19 protein-coding genes are annotated in these 16440 nt (G+C 67.8%); 14 read left to right on the top strand and 5 right to left on the bottom strand.

Annotated features, from left to right (window positions below; translation table 11 throughout):
* Nucleotides 1–42 precede the first annotated feature (42 nt).
* Nucleotides 43–291 (bottom strand): hypothetical protein, encoded by a 249-nt coding sequence (locus VGU00_RS03380; protein ID WP_327465482.1) that lies wholly within the window; start codon nt 289–291, stop codon nt 43–45.
* A 217-nt stretch (nt 292–508) separates the two neighbouring features.
* Between VGU00_RS03380 and VGU00_RS03375 the strand changes: the two genes are divergently transcribed.
* Both VGU00_RS03375 and pip read left to right on the top strand, forming a co-directional pair.
* A complete protein-coding gene (locus VGU00_RS03375) occupies nt 509–1087 on the top strand; it encodes an SMI1/KNR4 family protein (RefSeq protein ID WP_327465480.1) in 579 nt (192 codons plus the stop codon).
* 531 nt (nt 1088–1618) lie between these two features.
* A complete protein-coding gene (pip, locus tag VGU00_RS03370; RefSeq protein ID WP_327465478.1) occupies nt 1619–2710 on the top strand; it encodes a prolyl aminopeptidase in 1092 nt (363 codons plus the stop codon).
* Between the two features lie 9 nt (nt 2711–2719).
* Here the strand turns inward: pip and VGU00_RS03365 are convergent, their stop codons facing one another.
* The gene (locus VGU00_RS03365) at nt 2720–3172 is read right to left on the bottom strand and encodes an Lrp/AsnC family transcriptional regulator (protein ID WP_327465476.1); all 453 of its coding nucleotides are present in this window, start codon (nt 3170–3172) and stop codon (nt 2720–2722) included.
* A gap of 110 nt (nt 3173–3282) precedes the next feature.
* On the opposite strand from VGU00_RS03365, the gene phhA reads away from it, so the two are divergent.
* From phhA to fahA, 3 genes are read left to right on the top strand one after another with little or no spacing between them, the layout of a single operon-like run.
* Nucleotides 3283–4149, top strand: coding sequence for a phenylalanine 4-monooxygenase (phhA, locus tag VGU00_RS03360; RefSeq protein WP_327465474.1), 867 nt, complete (start codon nt 3283–3285; stop codon nt 4147–4149).
* On the top strand, nt 4146–5354 hold the full coding sequence (locus tag VGU00_RS03355; protein ID WP_327465472.1) for an amino acid aminotransferase: 1209 nt from the start codon (nt 4146–4148) through the stop codon (nt 5352–5354). The genes phhA and VGU00_RS03355 overlap by 4 nt, the downstream gene beginning before the upstream one ends.
* Nucleotides 5351–6670 (top strand): fumarylacetoacetase, encoded by a 1320-nt coding sequence (fahA, locus tag VGU00_RS03350; RefSeq protein ID WP_327465470.1) that lies wholly within the window; start codon nt 5351–5353, stop codon nt 6668–6670. The genes VGU00_RS03355 and fahA overlap by 4 nt, the downstream gene beginning before the upstream one ends.
* A gap of 15 nt (nt 6671–6685) precedes the next feature.
* On the opposite strand, the gene VGU00_RS03345 is transcribed toward fahA, so the two are convergent.
* From VGU00_RS03345 to VGU00_RS03335, 3 genes are all read right to left on the bottom strand, one after another.
* Nucleotides 6686–7099, bottom strand: coding sequence for a GFA family protein (locus VGU00_RS03345; RefSeq protein ID WP_327465468.1), 414 nt, complete (start codon nt 7097–7099; stop codon nt 6686–6688).
* Complete coding sequence (locus tag VGU00_RS03340; protein WP_327465466.1) at nt 7096–7860, bottom strand: hypothetical protein; 765 nt, start codon at nt 7858–7860, stop codon at nt 7096–7098. The genes VGU00_RS03345 and VGU00_RS03340 overlap by 4 nt, the downstream gene beginning before the upstream one ends.
* Before the next feature lie 99 nt (nt 7861–7959).
* Complete coding sequence (locus VGU00_RS03335) at nt 7960–8820, bottom strand: LytTR family DNA-binding domain-containing protein (protein WP_327465464.1); 861 nt, start codon at nt 8818–8820, stop codon at nt 7960–7962.
* A gap of 293 nt (nt 8821–9113) precedes the next feature.
* Here VGU00_RS03335 and VGU00_RS03330 point away from each other — a divergent pair, with 293 nt between their 5' ends.
* The 9 genes from VGU00_RS03330 (at nt 9114) to VGU00_RS03290 (ending at nt 16430) form a co-directional block, all read left to right on the top strand.
* Nucleotides 9114–9626: a hypothetical protein gene (locus VGU00_RS03330; protein WP_327465462.1), complete on the top strand. Its 513-nt coding sequence runs from the start codon at nt 9114–9116 to the stop codon at nt 9624–9626.
* Nucleotides 9627–9709: 83 nt separating this feature from the next.
* Nucleotides 9710–10963: a DNA-packaging protein gene (locus tag VGU00_RS03325; protein WP_327465777.1), complete on the top strand. Its 1254-nt coding sequence runs from the start codon at nt 9710–9712 to the stop codon at nt 10961–10963.
* A gap of 156 nt (nt 10964–11119) precedes the next feature.
* Nucleotides 11120–11749, top strand: coding sequence for an NYN domain-containing protein (locus VGU00_RS03320; protein WP_327465460.1), 630 nt, complete (start codon nt 11120–11122; stop codon nt 11747–11749).
* A gap of 14 nt (nt 11750–11763) precedes the next feature.
* A complete protein-coding gene (locus tag VGU00_RS03315) occupies nt 11764–12870 on the top strand; it encodes a phage portal protein (protein ID WP_327465458.1) in 1107 nt (368 codons plus the stop codon).
* A 99-nt stretch (nt 12871–12969) separates the two neighbouring features.
* The gene (locus VGU00_RS03310; protein ID WP_327465457.1) at nt 12970–13287 is read left to right on the top strand and encodes a DUF6127 family protein; all 318 of its coding nucleotides are present in this window, start codon (nt 12970–12972) and stop codon (nt 13285–13287) included.
* A complete protein-coding gene (locus tag VGU00_RS03305; RefSeq protein ID WP_327465455.1) occupies nt 13284–13673 on the top strand; it encodes an HK97 family phage prohead protease in 390 nt (129 codons plus the stop codon). Before VGU00_RS03310 ends, VGU00_RS03305 begins: the two co-directional genes overlap by 4 nt.
* 5 nt (nt 13674–13678) lie before the next feature.
* The gene (locus tag VGU00_RS03300) at nt 13679–14830 is read left to right on the top strand and encodes a phage major capsid protein (protein ID WP_327465453.1); all 1152 of its coding nucleotides are present in this window, start codon (nt 13679–13681) and stop codon (nt 14828–14830) included.
* A 107-nt stretch (nt 14831–14937) separates the two neighbouring features.
* Nucleotides 14938–16269: a tail fiber domain-containing protein gene (locus VGU00_RS03295; protein WP_327465451.1), complete on the top strand. Its 1332-nt coding sequence runs from the start codon at nt 14938–14940 to the stop codon at nt 16267–16269.
* Complete coding sequence (locus tag VGU00_RS03290) at nt 16266–16430, top strand: hypothetical protein (RefSeq protein ID WP_327465449.1); 165 nt, start codon at nt 16266–16268, stop codon at nt 16428–16430. Before VGU00_RS03295 ends, VGU00_RS03290 begins: the two co-directional genes overlap by 4 nt.
* Nucleotides 16431–16440: the final 10 nt, after the last annotated feature.

Raw genomic sequence — 16440 nt, 5'->3', positions numbered from 1 at the left:
AAAGGGGAGCGCAGCGACGCCGCGCCCCCCGAAGATGCGTGTTCAGCCGCGTTCTCCCAGCCGCGACGGGGCGGGCGGCGGCGGGGGCGGCGGGGGCGTGTAATTCGGATGATAGATGCCGTCGGCGGTGTAATAGCCGTCGATGATGCCGTCGCCGTCGCGGTCGGCGGCGATGCTACCCGGAACCGCGCCCGGCGGCGGCGGCGGTGCCGCGGCGACTTCTTCCTGCTGCGAACAGGCGGACAGTGCGAGCGCGCCCAGCGCGCCGAGCAATAGGGGTTGGAAACGCATAGACCACTCCTTTTTTATGCGCATGGAAATCGCTTCCCATGCGCGAGTGCCCAACCCCGGAATTTGAGCCATGCGCACGATTAATGGCGCGTCATCCATCCCGCGATCAGGAGTGGTTTTTGAACGATGATCTGCGCGATAAGTTCCATGCGCCGATACGGGGCGAGAGGGATGCTTTGGGGTGGATTGCCGAAGTTAGGCACGATACGCATGAGATATGAACGTGATCGCTGCGATTGATCGGATCTTTGAAAGCTTAGGCGCTCTTTTGCGACCAGTTGCCGGTCGACGACGAGTTGGCCAATTGCCCGAACGCATCGTCGAGAGATTCAAGTCGGTTGGCCAGTACTGCCATCCTGACGTTGTGACGGCCTACGGAGCAGCTGACGGAACCGATAACGAAAGCGACGACACCATCGGCGATATATCCTTGTTTCCCGGATACTATTGGCTGCCACTGGATGAGGCTTTTGAAACCTACACCGCGATCAACAAAAGCCCTCAGTGGCGCGAAGACTGGTTCCCAATCTTCGCAAGCGGTGGCGGGGACTTCTATGCCGTCGTATGTTCAGACCGTGAGGGAGCTTTTGGGTCTGTCGTGGGCTTCATTCTCGGCGAAGCTGAGCAAATGATTGAGTTTCCTACACTTTCGGCAATGCTGGAAACGGTAGCGCGATCTTTTGAACAGGGCGCATTCCACATCGAAGCAGGGCATCTGCAACCAGATTATTCAGCTTTTCGGATCATAGCAGAAAAAGTGAGTCCTGGCTTCAAACCCTTCATCGCGATGCCATAAAGCTAGGGTCCGCAAACGGTCGTTGGCAGACATTCGCGCAGGATCGTTGACGAACGACCGAAACGGGGTGGTGTGCGGGCGTTTGCGGCTCCTATGTGAACCCCGGCGAAAGCCGGGGCCCAATTGCGCCGTGGGGAGATGGGCCCCTGCTTTCGCCGGGGTGCACATCTCTATCGGCTGCTTCCCTCTCTCTCTGTCATCCCGGGTCAAGTCCAGGATGACGGGCCTGAGAATCCTCCCTGCGGCGTAGCCGTGGGGAGGGGGACCGCCGCGAAGCGGTGGTGGAGGGGCGGCGACGTTGTGCCATTAGCCCCTCCGTCAGCGCTTCGCGCTGCCACCTCCCCATGCCTGCGGCACAGGGAGGATATTATGACCGCAACCGGCTCCATTGCCGCCCTTCGTCGAGAAATCCGGCGACGAAGCGCGAAGCCTGCTCGGCTGGCGATCGTTGCGCGCGTCGTCATATTCCGCCACCCTGCCTCGATAAGCCAATGATCCGGCGGACAGGGATTTTGAAGGAAGGCATCAAATATGGATTTTTCGCGGTTGCAGGCTTCGAGCAAGATCGGCGACGACTGGGTCTATCCGCAGCCGCCGTGCCTGAATTTTGGCTGGCTCGAGGTCGACCGCGACCCGGCGCACCGCATCTATTGGGAAGAATATGGCAATCCCGACGGCGAGCCGGTGATGTTCCTGCACGGCGGTCCCGGCGGTGCGTGCGCGCCGGCGATGGCGCGATTCTTCGATCCCAAGCGCTATCGCGTCATCCTGTTCGACCAGCGCGGTTGCGGCAAGAGCGAGCCCAATGTCGCGTCGGCCGGGCCGGCGGTGGCGTTAGCCAAAAACACCACCGACGACCTGATCGGCGATATCGAGAAATTGCGCGAGAAGCTGGAGATCGCCGGGCCGATGCATGTGTTCGGCGGCAGCTGGGGCAGCACGCTCGCGATGGCCTATGGCATCGCGCATCCCGATCATACCGCGAGCCTGATCCTGCGCGGCATCTTCCTCGGCGCGGCGGAGGATTTGCTCTATCTGTATCAGGGCAATGCCGCGACGTGGGACGCCGACCCCTATGGGCTGACCGAGCCCGGCGCCTATATGAAATATCCCGCCGAATGGGCGGCGCTGCTGTCGGTGCTGAGCGTCGACGAGCGCCGCGACGTGATGACATCATACAAGGCGATTTTCGATCATGTGCCCGCGACCGCAGCCGAGAAGGAGCGCCAGTTGCAGGCGGCGCTGACCTGGTCGCTGTGGGAGGGGGTGATTTCGAACATGATCCCCGAGACCGCCGATACGGGGAAGTTCGGCGAGGCCGATTTCGCGCTGTGTTTCGCGCAGATCGAGGCGCATTATTTCGCCAATGACCTGTTCCTGCCGGCGGGGCATTTCTTCGACCATATCGCGACGCTGGCGCGCATCCCGGTGCATATCGTCCATGGGCGGTTCGACGAGGTGTGCCCGCTGACGCAGGCGTCGCGGCTGGTCGCGGCGCTGACCGACGCGGGCGGCGCGCCGCGGACCTATGTCGTGACCAACGCCGGGCACAGCGCGATGGAGCGCGAGAATGCGCTGGCGCTGACCGCGATCATGGACGGGCTGGCGCCGATCGGGGGCTGACGCGCGGCGTCAGACGGGAAGCCGGGTGCTGTATTTGGTTTGCGACAGCGCGAAATGCGACGACGCGGTCGCGACGCTGGGGTGGCCGAGGAGGACGCGCATCAGGAAGCGTTCGTAACCCGCGACGTCGGGCGCGACGATGCGCAGCAGATAGTCCCAGTCGCCCGACATCGAATAGCAGTCCATGATTTCGGGGCGGCCGAGAACGAACGCCTCGAACGCTTTGGTGCTGTCGGCAGCGTGGTTGCGCATCCGCACATTGCAGATGACGCTGACGCCGCAATCGACCTTTGCCGCGTCGAGCAGGCGGACCGCGGGGCCGAGAATGCCCGCGGCCTCGAGCGACCGGATGCGCCGCCAGCACGACGGCGCCGAGCTGCCGACGCGTTCGGCCAGTTCGGCGTTGCTGAGCGCGGCGTCGGCCTGAAGTTCGCGCAGGATGCGGCGGTCGATCTCGTCCATGGATGATATATTTCACATAATGGCGGATTTTGAAACATTGTATTCATATTTGGCTTAGCAATGGCGGATTTTGAAAAGATAATTCGCCGACGATGTGAAAAAACGTCGCCATGGCAAGCGACAGGCAACAGCGCCCCGAGGGGGCATCCGAAGACTGGACGATCGCACAGGGGTGGGAGGATTATAGCGCCGCCGACCATGCGATGTGGGACCGGCTGTTCGCGCGGCAGGCGAAGATGCTGCCGGGGCGCGCCGCGCCCGAGTTCCTGGCCGGGCTCGATATCCTGCGGCTTTCGAAGCCGGGAATTCCCAATTTCGACGAGCTCAACGAGCGGTTGATGAAGGCGACCGGCTGGCAGGTCGTCGCCGTCCCGGGGCTGGTGCCCGACGATGTGTTTTTCGACCATCTGGCGAACCGGCGGTTCGTTTCGGGCAATTTCATCCGCACCCCCGAGCAGCTCGACTATCTGCAGGAACCCGACATTTTTCACGATGTGTTCGGCCATGTGCCGTTGCTCGCGAACCCGGTGTTCGCCGATTATATGGAATCCTATGGCAAGGGCGGGCAGCGGTCGCTGGCCTATGGCGGGCTGGACAATCTGGCGCGGCTTTACTGGTACACGGTCGAGTTCGGGCTGATCGATACCGCCGACGGGCTGCGCATCTATGGCGCGGGGATCGTCTCTTCCTATGGCGAATCGCGCTTCGCGCTCGACGATCCGTCGCCGCATCGCATCGGTTTCGACCTCGAGCGGCTGATGCAGACCGAATATCGGATCGACGATTACCAGCAGAGCTATTTCGTCATCGACAGTTTCGAGCAATTGCTCGACCGGACGCTGCGCACCGATTTCGCGCCGCTCTACGCAAAGCTGGCCGGTGCGGCCGCCCATAGCACCGACAGCCTGCTGCCCGAAGACCGGATCTTCACGCGCGGCACGCAGGATTATGCGCGCAGCCGGGCGGTGGCGGCATGAGCGGCGTGGGCGGCGACGCCGTGCGCGCCGCGTCGCATTTCGCGGCGCTGACGCCCGAGGCGCCTGACGCGCTGCTTGCGCTGATCGGCCTGCATGCCGCCGACCCGCGCCCCGGCAAGATCGACGTCGGCGTCGGCGTCTATCGCGACGCGGCGGGGGCGACCCCGGTCTTTGCGGCGGTCAAGCAGGCCGAGCGCTGGCTCGCCGACACGCAGGCGAGCAAATCCTACCTCGGGCCCGAGGGCGATGCGCGCTTTGCCGCCTTGCTGGCCGAACTGCTGTTCGGGGCGGGCGCGGCGGACGGGCTGATCGGGCTCCAGACGCCCGGCGGGACGGGCGCGCTCCGGCTCGGCGCCGAATTGCTCGCCCGCGCGGCGCCGGGGCGCAGCATCTGGGTCGGCACGCCGACCTGGGCCAATCATGCGCCGCTGCTGACCGGCGCCGGGCTGGTCGTGCGAAGCCATCGCTTCTTCGACGCCGACCGGTCCGATCTCGATTTCGGCGCGATGATGGCCGATCTCGATGCGGCGGCGGCGGGCGATGTCGTGCTGCTCCACGGATGCTGCCACAATCCGACCGGCGTGTCGTTCGACCTCGCGCAATGGGAGGCGATCGCCGAACTGTGCGTCCGCCGCGGGCTGCTGCCCTTCGTCGACCTCGCCTATCACGGGCTGGGGCAGGGGCTCGATGCCGATGCGGCGGGGGTGCGGCGGCTGGTCGAGCGCGTGCCCGAGGCGGTGGTCGCCTATAGCTGCGACAAGAATTTCGGCCTCTACCGCGACCGCGTCGGCGCGATCTGGGTCAAGACGCAGGCGGGGCAGGTCGATGCGGTGCGATCGAACCTCTATGCGCTCGCGCGGGTCAACTGGTCGATGCCGCCCGACCATGGCGCGGCGGTGGTGCGCCACATCCTCGAAACCCCGGCGCTCCGGGCCGAATGGATCGCCGAGCTGGCGGCGATGGCGGCGCGGATCGGGATGCTGCGGCAGCGGCTGGCGGCGCGCGATCCGCGGCTCGAGCCGATCGGGCGGCAGCAGGGCATGTTCGCGCTGTTGCCGCTGGCGCCGGACGCCGTCGCGGCGCTGCGCCGCGACCATGGCATCTATATGGCGGGGAACGGCCGGATCAATATCGCGGGGCTGGGCGAGGCGAGCGTCGACCGTTTCGTCGCGGCGTGCGCGCCCCGTCTGAAGGGCCGGCGATGAGCACCGCATCCGGCCTTCCGGCGATCGACGCGACGCATGACGCGGCGCGGACCAGCTGGGTCGCGTCGGCGAATGGCCATGCCGACTTCCCGGTCCAGAACCTGCCGCTCGGCATTTTTGCGCCGCCCGGCGAAGCGCCGCGCGGCGGGATCGCGATCGGCGACTGCATCCTCGACCTGTCGGCGCCCGGGCTCGCCGGGCTGCTCGGCGGCGCCGCGCGGGCGGCGGCAGCGGCGGGTGCGGGCGATACGCTCAACGCCCTGCTGGCGCTCGGCAGCGGCGCGCGGCGCGCGCTGCGGCGCGACGTGTCGCGGCTGTTGTCGGACCCCGGCTGTGCGGCCGCCGTCGCGCCGATGCTGCACGAGGCGGCGCGCGCGACGATGCACCTGCCGGCGCGGGTCGGCGACTACACCGACTTTTACGTCGGCATCCATCACGCGACCAACGTCGGCCGGCTGTTCCGGCCCGACCAGCCGCTGCTCCCCAATTACAAGCATGTCCCGATCGGCTATCATGGCCGCGCGTCGTCGGTCGCGGTTTCGGGGACGCGGGTGGTGCGCCCGTCGGGCCAGCGCCGCGCACCCGACCGCGATGCACCGCTGTTCGGCCCGACCGAACGGCTCGACTATGAACTCGAGCTCGGCGTCTGGATCGGGCCGGGCAATGCGCTGGGCGAGCCGATCGCGATCGGGGATGCGGGCGAGCATATCGCGGGGCTGACGTTGCTCAACGACTGGTCGGCGCGCGACGTGCAGGCGTGGGAATATCAGCCGCTCGGCCCTTTCCTTGCGAAGAATTTCGTCACCACCGTGTCGCCGTGGATCGTCACCGCCGAAGCGCTGGCGCCCTTTCGCGTCGCGCAGCCGGCGCGGCCCGCGGGCGACCCGCAGCCGATGCCCTATCTGTGGGACGAGCGCGACCAGCAGGCGGGCGCGATCGCGGCGCGGCTGGAGGTCTCGATCGCGTCGCGCCGGATGCGCGAGCAGGGACTGGCACCGCACCGGCTGAGCCGCGGCATGGCGACGCATATGTACTGGACCATCGCGCAGATGGTCGCGCATCACAGCGTCGGCGGCTGCAACCTCAATCCCGGAGACCTGCTGGGCACCGGGACGATTTCGGGGCCCGGGCGCGGCGCGTTCGGCAGCCTGCTCGAAATCACCGCCGGCGGGCGCGATCCGCTGATCCTGCCCGGCGGCGAGGAGCGGCGTTTCATCGAGGATGGCGACGAGATTTCGATCGCCGGCACCCTCGAAGCGCCGGGGTTCGTGTCGATCGGTTTCGGGCCGTGCCGGGGGATCGTCGAGGCGCGGTGATACACCGCCGCGGCGTCAGAGGTGGCGCGTCTCGTCGGGGCGGTTCCGCCAATTGTCGTGGAGACCGTCGCAATAGGTGACGGGCGCGGCGACAAGGTCGGCGACCGGCAGGTCGTCGATCGCCGCGACGCGCACCGCGACGAAGGCGCCGCCGAGCTCCTCGAGGTAGCCGCTGCCGTGCGTCGGCGTGCCGCAGCGCCCGCAGAACTGGTGCGCGATCGCAAAGCCCTCGCCCTCGCGCGCATAGCCGGTCAGCGCCTCTTCGCCCGCAAGCAGCTCGAAATCCACCGGTTTCAGCCCGCCGACATTCCAGTTGCGCTGTCTCCAGCAGAAGCGGCAATTGCACTTGCTGGTCCCCGCATCGATATCGATGGCGACCCGGAATTTCACCGCGCCGCAGTGGCAGCTGCCGTGATACCAGCGCTTCATCGTTCCGTCCCATCCTGTCCGAACCACGCCGATGCGCCGACAAGGCGCTGCGGGGCGGCCTTGCGAACCGCGGCTTCGAGCAGCGCGCGATTTTTATAGCTGCCGATCACCATCACCCGCTTGCCGGGATGCGCGCGGATCGCCGCGAGCGCGCGGCCGGTCATGAAATCGTCCCAGCGCGCCTGCGCCTGTACGAAGGCGGGGCCGACGAGCGCGAAGCGCGCCGATTGCACCCCGTCGGCGAGCGCGGCGGTCGTCGCGTCATGAACCTGTCCCGCGTCCCCCCAATAGGCGAGGAGGAAGGTGTCGACATCGGCGGCGAGGCGCGACAGCGCGGCGGCGCCGTCGGGGTCGCGTTGGCGCATCGCGTCGAAGGCGGCGCCCGCTTCGCCCGAAATCGCCTTGAACAGGTCGCCGTCGGGCTCCATCGCCACCGCCTCGACCTCCATCGCCGCGAGCAGCGGCCAGATCACCGCGGGATATTCGGGCCGCCCGGGGGTCGCTGTGCGCCCCGCGAGTTCGTCGGCGCGCACTTCGAGCACGAGCACGTCGGGCGCGAAGGCGCGGATCGCGGCGTCGAGATCGTCATAGCCGAACGCCGGCTCGCGCAGGTGGAGATCATGGAGCGCGCCGACGACGAGCACCGCGTCTTCGGCCGGTGCCGGGCGGGGCGCCGGGGGCGGCGCGGCGGATGCCGGTGGCGCGATAGCGACGAAGAGCGGCGCGGCGAGCAAGGCAAATAGAAGATGTGCGGGGCGCATGGCGATAACCCTTTCCTGTGGTTCGCGGCGCATGTCGGCCTGCGGCGGGGCGCAGGCGAGGCTTGATCGGCGAGCGGGACCGCCGCTTCGCCGAGCGGGTCAGAAGCCGAAATGGGCGGCGACATTCTCGCGGTAGCGGCGGCTGAGACGCAGCGCCTGACCGGTGCAAAGCAGCAGGCTGGCGTCGCCGCGGCCGAGGCGGCGCACCTCGCGCACCCGGTCGAGCCGCACGATCGCGCCGCGATGGATGCGCGCGAATTCGGCGCCCGGCAGCTCGGCCGCGAGCGCCGCGAGCGAGCGGTCGGTGAGCAGGCTGCGCCCGCCGGCATGGACCTCGGCATAGTCGCCCGCCGCCGCGATCCAGTCGATCTCGGCGAGCGCCACGCGGTGCGACCCGCCCGACACGCGAATCCACAGCCCGTCGTCGTTTGCGGAGGCGGGCGCAGGGGCGGGTGCGGCCGCCGGCCGGGCAGGCGCCCGCGCGCGCAGGCGGCGACGCAGGTGCGCGGCGGCGACCAGCGCGAGATAGGCAAAGGCGGCCTTGTCGAAATTGGCGAGCAGCACCGGCTCCATCATCGCCCAGGGCGTCGGTGCGCGCGACCCGTAGACGGGCCAGAAGACGAGCGCGAAGAGCGCGACATGCAGCGCCGTCGCGAGCGGATAGACGAGGACCCAGAGCATCGCCGCGATCCCGCGCGGCAGCCGCGCGGCGAGCAGCGCGTCGGCCGCCTTGAGCAGCAGGGGCGTCAGCAGCGCCCACACCGAAAAGATCGCCGCCGTATAGCCGAGCGTCGGCCACCAGTCCTGCGCGCGGCCATGATAAGCCGACAGCAGCTGTCCCTGCGCCGCGCTGGCGAGCGTGACGAACGCCCAGAGCAGCGCGCCGGCGCCGATGGCGAGCAGGCGGCGATCGGGCTGCGTCCCGATTTGCGCGATCCTTGCTCCCAGAGTGTCGGTCATGCGCCGCTTTTCCTGTCCGATCGACGGTGCCTCCCAACGGGGCAGCGCGCCGAAAATAGGCCTTTCGGGGGTGGCTGCTGCCGTCCCGTCGGGCTTTGCAGCCTTACAGGCGATCGCCGCGCGAGGGAAGCGCGGTGTCCGGCTGCGCAGATAAGAATTCACCATATAGGTTATTTATATTGACATCGTTACGCTGTTATGGCACAAGTATCACATCATGAAGAATTGCGATTCGGGCCGGCGCCCTTCCGATGCGGGAGGGTGTTCCGGCCCGAATGCTTTTGGAGGTGGCGATGGAGGAGATCATCAGGGCCGGTAACGAACGCTTGCTGATGAAGGCCAAGGCATCGGGGCGCGAGGTTCCGCAAGAACGGATCGACGATTTTCTCGCGCGGCTGGCCGAATGTTGCAACATGTCGCGCGCGGCGCGGGAGGCGGGCGTTTCGAAGAGCATGATCTATCGGCTGCGTACCCGCGACGCCGACTTTGCGGCGGCATGGGTCGACGCGATCGAAGTTGGATATCAGCGGCTGGAGCTAGGGCTGATCGAAGCGGCGCTTGCGCGCGTCGACAGGCGCGCGGCCGAAAGTGCCACGGACGCCGACGTCGCGCCGCCGATCATCGAATCGATGACGATGGAGCAGGCTATCCAGCTTTTGGGTCGCTATCGCGCGACGGTTCGCAGCGGCAAGGTGCAGAGCAACCGGCGCGGCGCGGCGCGCGTGCCGACCTCCGAAGAAACCGACGAGGCGATCCTGTCCCGACTGGCGATCCTGCGCCGCCAGCGCGGCTGGGACAAATTATAGCCGTGGCGCAGGCGATCCGCGACGTCGTCGGCGATATATTGGAGCAATTGGGCGAGCTGACGTCGGGGCAACTCCGGCTGTTGATGCGCCATTTGTCGAAAAAGCATCGCCGGGAACTGATCGAACGCTGGCAGGGCTGGGCGCAACCGGGACAGTGCGAGCCCCCGGGCAACTGGCGCATCTGGATGATCCGTGCCGGGCGCGGTTTCGGCAAGACGCGTGCGGGTGCCGAGTGGATCAGCGAATGGGCGCGCATGGTTCCGGGCGCCCGGATCGCGCTCGTCGCAGCGAACGAAGCCGACGGGCAGCGCGTGATGATCGAGGGGCCGAGCGGGCTGCTGGCGGTCGCGCGATCGGAAGAGAAGCCGCACTGGATCGGTGGGCGGCGCGAAGTGCATTTCGACAGCGGCGCGGTCGCAACGCTCTATTCGGCAGCCGCGGCCGAGAATCTGCGCGGGCCCGAGCACCATGTGGCGTGGTGCGACGAGCTGGCGAAATGGCCCAGGGGCGACGCAGCGTGGGACAATCTGATGATGGGGTTGCGGCAGGGTGATGCGCCGCGCGTGCTCGTCACCACAACGCCGCGTCCGACGACGCTGATACGGCGGATCATGGCGTTGCCGGGTTTCGAGGAAACGCGCGGCGGGACAAATGACAATGCCTATCTTCCTTCCAATTTCGTCGAGGCGATGGTGGCGAGTTATGGCGGCACCCGGCTGGGGCGGCAGGAGCTCGATGGCGAATTGCTCGAAGATGTCGAGGGCGCGCTGTGGACGCGGGGGCTGGTCGAGCGGTGCCGCGTTGCAGCGGACAGCATCGGCAAGCCGGTGCGCGTCGTGATCGGCGTCGATCCGCCGGCGACCAGCACGGGCGATGCGTGCGGGATCGTGGTGGCGGCGCTGCTGCGCGACGGACGGCTGGCGGTGGTCGAGGATGCGAGCGTCGAGAATCCACCGCCGCATATGTGGGCGCAGGCGGTGGCGAGCGCGGCGGCGCGCTGGGGCGCCGACCGCGTGGTCGCCGAGAGCAATATGGGCGGCGAGATGGTCGAGAACACGCTGCGGCAGGCCGAACTGACGCTGCCGGTGGTGCCGGTGCACGCGAGCGTCGGCAAGGCGCGGCGGGCGGAGCCGGTGGCGATCGCCTATGAGCGCGGCCGCGTGGTGCATGCGGGGGCGTTCGGTGCGCTGGAGGATCAGCTTTGCGGGTTGCAGGTGGGCGGCGGCTATGCGGGGCCGGGGCGGTCGCCCGATCGGGCGGATGCGTGCGTTTGGGCGCTGGCGGCATTGCTGGAGGGGTTGAAGAGGGGGCGGGCGCCGGGGGTAAGGCGGGTTTGATGTGCCCAACCTGGGCACAAATACACTTGACGTTAATAGGAACTGTCCTATTTGGACCATATCAACTTCTTCCCCGTCGGACACGCCGTAAGGCCTCCGGCGGGGTTATTCATTTTGGGCCTTTGCAAATCGCGATGTTCCTGACACGTTCCGTTGATGACAGAGCAATTGCCGTTGATTCGCGCCATCGCCTTCTTTGATGGCCAGAATCTGTTCCATTCGGCAAAGCAAGCGTTCGGGTACACTTGGCCCAACTTCAATCCCAAGGCATTGGCCGAGCGAGTTTGCGCTGATCACGGTTGGCAATTGCAGCAGACCCGTTTCTATACCGGCGTCCCCGACGCTGCCGATAAGCCCTTCTGGAATCATTTTTGGATAGCCAAAGCGGGTCAAATGGGCCGCGAAGGCGTATATGTTTTTACCAGACCGTTGCGTTATCGGAACAAGGTGGTGAGGCTGCCTGACGGGACCGAGCACTCATTCCTTGATGGCGATGAAAAGGGCATCGACGTGCGCATCTCCCTTGATGTGATCAGGCTCGCGCTAAAGCGTGAGTTCGATGTAGCAATACTATTCTGTCGCGATCAGGATCTCACAGAAGTCGCTGATGAAATTCGCCTGATTGCTAAAGAGCAGAATCGCTGGATAAAGGTTGCTTCGGCCTTTCCGCATAGCCCGGCATTCCGAGTCAGAGGGATCGACAAAACCGATTGGATCAAGCTGGATCGCCAGCTTTACGATCAATGTCTCGATAAGCGGGACTATCGCCCTAAACCTACTCCGTAATACAGGAGATCATCATGAACTGGTTTGGCCGCAAGGCCGCGCAGGTGGCTGCGCGGCCCGCTTTGTCGCGTGTCTATGGGAGCTGGTCGGCGCCCGCGCCGTTGAGCTGGGAGGCGCAGGTGCGCGAGGGCTATCTGTCCAATGCGATCGTGCAGCGGGCGGTGCGGCTGGTGGCCGAAGCGGCGGGATCGGCGCCGGTGGTGGCGAGCGATCCGGCGCTGGGGGCGCTGATCGCGGCGACGTCGGGCGGGCAGGGGCTGGTCGAGACGCTGGCGTCGCAGCTGCTGCTCCACGGCAATGGCTATGTGCAGATTTTGACCGATGGCGCGGGCGCGCCGGCGGAGCTGTTTGCCCTCAGGCCCGAGCGGGTGACGGTCGAGGCCGACGCGCGCGGGTGGCCGGTGGCGTATCGCTATAAAGCCGGCGGTAGTGCCGCGGTGCTGCCGGCCGAGGATGGCGCGGGGCGCGTCGCGGTGGTGCATGTGAAGGCGCTGCATCCGCTCGACGATCATTATGGTGCGGGGTGTCTGGGCGCCGCGGCGGGCGCGATCGCGGCGCATAATGCGGCGGCGAAGTGGAACGCAGCGCTGCTCGAGAATGCGGCGCGGCCTTCGGGGGCGCTGGTGCACGACCCGGGCGACAAGGGGATGCCGCTGTCGGCCGAGCAAGTGGACCGGCTGCGCGAGGAGCTGGCGGAGAGTTTTGCGGGCGGGGCGAATGCGGGGCGGCCGTTGCTGCTCGAAGGCGGATTGAAGTGGCAGGCGCTGTCGCTGTCGCCGGCGGAGATGGATTTCCTGGCTTTGAAGGATTCGAGCGCGCGCGAGATTGCCATGGCGTTCGGGGTGCCGCCGATGCTGCTGGGGCTGCCGGGGGACGCGACCTATGCCAATTATCGCGAGGCGAACCGCGCGCTGTGGCGGCTGACGGTGTTGCCTTTGTGCGCGAAGATTTTGGGGGCGGTGGCGCAGGGGCTGGCGGGGTGGTTCGAGGGCGCGGAGCTACGCGTCGATCTCGACCGGGTGCCGGCGCTGGCCGAGGACCGGATGGCGCTGTGGCGCGAGGTGTCGGCGGCGGACTGGCTGACCGCGGATGAGAAGAAGGCGCTGTTGGGGCTTATCTAACATCAACGTCACCCCGGGCTTGACCCGGGGTCCCGCTTTTCGGGCGTCGCTGAGCGGGACCCCGGATCAAGTCCGGGGTGACGAAAAGGAGTTACGCACATGGACGAAGAAGAAGCGCTGGCGCGGTTGATCGCGCTGGCGGGGACCGGCGTGGCCGGAGCGCCCGATGCGGCCTTGCTGCGCGCGGTGGTCGAGGAGGCGAGCGAGCTGGGGGCGCGGCGGGCGCTGGCGCGGCTCGGCCTCGCCGACGAGGCGGCGCGCGACGATGTGAGCGATTTGCGGCAACTGCTCGGTGCCTGGCGCGATGCCAAGAAGAGCGTGTGGGCGGCGGTGGTCGACTGGGCGGTGCGCTGCGTGCTCGCGCTGATCGTCGTCGGGCTGGCGGTGAAACTGGGGCTGCCGGGGCTGCTGAAGTGACGGTGCGCTTTGCGGGCTATGCGTCGGTGTTCGACCGCGTCGACCGCGGCGGCGACGTCGTGCGCAGCGGGGCCTTTGCGGCGAGCTTGGCCGAGCGGCGGGCGGTGCCGTTGCTGTGGCAGCATCGGCCGGGCGCGGTGGTCGGAGCGATCGAGACATTGGCGGAGGATGCGCGGGGCCTACGCGTCGTGGCGCGGGTGACGCACCCGGCGGCGGCGCGGCTGGTCGCCGCGGGCGGGCTGACGGGATTGAGCTTTGGCTATCGGGTGCGCGCGGCGCGCGGGGGCTATCCGCGCGAGCTGGTGGCGCTCGATCTCGCCGAAGTGAGTCTGGTGGCGGCGCCGATGCAGCCGGCGGCGCGGGTGATTCAGGTGGTGAAGGAGTGACGAATATGGACGATATCGAAGTGAAGGCGGACGCGCTCGACGGGGCGTTCGATGCGGTGCTCGCGGCCGAGGCGGTCGACGAGCTGAAGGCGTCGGTGGCGGCGCTGAAGGCGCAGGTGGACGCGCAAGCGGTAGCGGCTTCGCGGCTGCCGCTCGACGGGGCGAAGGCGGCCGACCCGGCGCGTGACGCCTTTGTCGAGCGATATCTGCGGCGCGGGATCGATGCCAATATGGGCGGTGGCGTCGAGATGAAGAGCCTGTCGGGGGCCAGCGGCGGCGACGGCGGCTTTGCCGTGCCGCGCGAGATCGACGGCAGCATCGCGGCGACGTTGAAGACGCTGTCGCCGATCCGCGGAATCGCGACGGTCGTGCAGACGGGGACGAGCGGATATCGCAAGCTCGTCGCGACGGGATCGATGGGTGCGGGCTGGGTCGGCGAGACCGCGGCGCGGCCCGAAACCGCGACGCGCAGCTTCGCCGAAATCGCGCCGCCCTCGGGCGAGCTTTACGCCAATCCGGCGGCGAGCCAGGCGATGCTCGACGATGCGATGTTCGACGTCGAGGACTGGCTGGCCGAACAGCTCGGCCGCGAGTTCGCGGTGGCGGAGGGCAGCGCGTTCGTGAACGGCAACGGCACGAACCGGCCGAAGGGCTTCCTGACCTATACGGCGACGAACGAGGTCGACAGCGTGCGCGCGTTCGGGGCGCTGCAATATCTCGCGACGGGGACCGCGGGCGCTTTCCCGGCCTCGAACCCGCAGGACAAGCTCGTCGAGCTCGTCCATTCGCTGAAGGCGCCGTACCGGCAGGGCGCGTGCTGGGTGATGAACAGCGATACGCTGAGCCGTATTCGCAAGTTCAAGACCACCGACGGCGCGTTCGTGTGGCAGCCGGGGATGGTCGAGGGGCAGGCCGCGACCTTGCTCGGCTATCCGGTGGTCGAGGCCGAGGACATGCCCGACGTCGGCGCGAACAGCCTGTCGATCGCCTTCGGCAACTTCCGCGCCGGCTACCTCGTCGCCGACCGCGGCGAGACGCGCATCCTGCGCGATCCGTTCAGCAACAAGCCCTTCGTGCATTTTTATGCAACCAAAAGGGTGGGCGGTGCGATCATCGATTCACAGGCCATCAAGCTGATGAAATTCGCCGCCAGCTGATCGCGGCTGGTGCGCGATGCGGCGCCCGGTCCTGACCTCCCTCCCCCCTTTCGGGAGCGGGCCGGGCGCCAATTTTTTCCGATATACAAGAGAAGGATGGTCCTGCCATGCCGACCCCTTTCTTCGCCGACCTGGTGCGTGAGCTGTGCCAGGAGGGCGGGACCGGACCGCTGACGCCCACGGGCGCGGTGCCGGGCCATCGCCGTTTCGCCGACTGCGTGCCCGCCGAAACGCCCTTTCATTATGCCATCGCGGGGATCGCGCAGCCGGGGCAGTGGGAGGTCGGGATCGGCCGTCTCGACGCCAGCGGCCGCCTGCTCCGCGAGACGATATCGGCCTCTTCGAACGGCGGCGCCGCGGTCGATTTCGCGGTGGGGATGAAGACCATCGCGTTGACCGTCGGCGCCGCCTGGTTCGCCGACAATGCCGCGGCGATCGAAGCGCGCCAGCCGCTGTCGACGGGGCATGAGGCGGTCGCGGCGGGCGCGGCGGGCGACCTGTTGACCGTGCGGCGCGGCGGCGGCTGGGTGAATGTGCCGCTGTCGGCGCTGGCGTTCCGCGATGCGGGCGGGCGATACGATCTGGGCGGCGTGCTGGGCGCGCCGGGCGGAAGCGCAGCGGCGCCGTCGTTCGGCTTTACCGGCGATCCCGACACCGGGCTGTTCCGCGCGGCGAGTGACGTGGTCGCGGTTGCGACGGGGGGAAGCGAGCGGATGCGGATCGGCGCGACGGGGCTGGTCGGGATCGGCACCGCCGCGCCGGCGCATGCGCTGGACGTGCAGGGCGCGAGCGGCAGCGCGCTGGCGCGCATCAAGCTGGCCGGCAGCAGCTATTCGGGGATCGTGATCGCGGGCGATGCGAACGGCGGCTGGATCGGCAACGCCGCGCATTCGACCGGCGAGGGGCTCTATTGCCATAACGCCGCCAATACGCTGCGTTTCTATGCGAACAGTGCCGAGCGGCTGCGCATCGAAAGCGCCGGCGCGGTTCGCCCCGCGGCCGATAACAGCCAAACGTCGGGCACGGCGGCCAGTCGCTGGTCGGTCGTCTATGCGGGCACGGGGACGATCAACACATCGGACGCGCGCGAGAAAAGCTGGCGCGGCGCCGCGACCGCCGCCGAGCTGGACGCGGCGCGATGTATTGCCGCCGAGCTGGGCTTTTTCCAGTGGAACGACGCGATCGCGCTGAAAGGCGCAGCGGGCGCGCGCTATCATTTCGGCGTCCGCGCGCAGCGCGTGTGGGCGATCATGGCGGAGGCGGGGCTGATCGATCCGCCGGGCCCCGATGGCCGGCCCGGCGCAACCCCCTATGCCTTCTTGTGCTGGGACGAATGGGGCGCGGGCGAGGACCGGTTCGGGATTCGCCCCGACCAGATCGCGCTGTTCCTGATCGCGGCGCAGGAGCAGCGGCTGGCGGCGCTGGAGGGCGCCGCATGACCCCGGGATCGGCGCTGGCATCGCGGGCGATCGGCGATGCCGCACGGCGCGACCTTGCGAGCGAATGGGGCGGACCCGAGCCGGGCGCCGAGCGCAGCCGGCAACAGGGCGTCGCGGTCGTGCGCGAAGCCGGCCGGCGCGTGACCGTCCGCAAACCCTGAAAAGAGAGCG

Source organism: Sphingopyxis sp. (assembly GCF_035944815.1).
Classification (GTDB): Bacteria; Pseudomonadota; Alphaproteobacteria; order Sphingomonadales; family Sphingomonadaceae; genus Sphingopyxis.
Note: the sequence above shows the minus strand (reverse complement) of the source record. Positions and strands in the feature narration are given on the sequence as shown.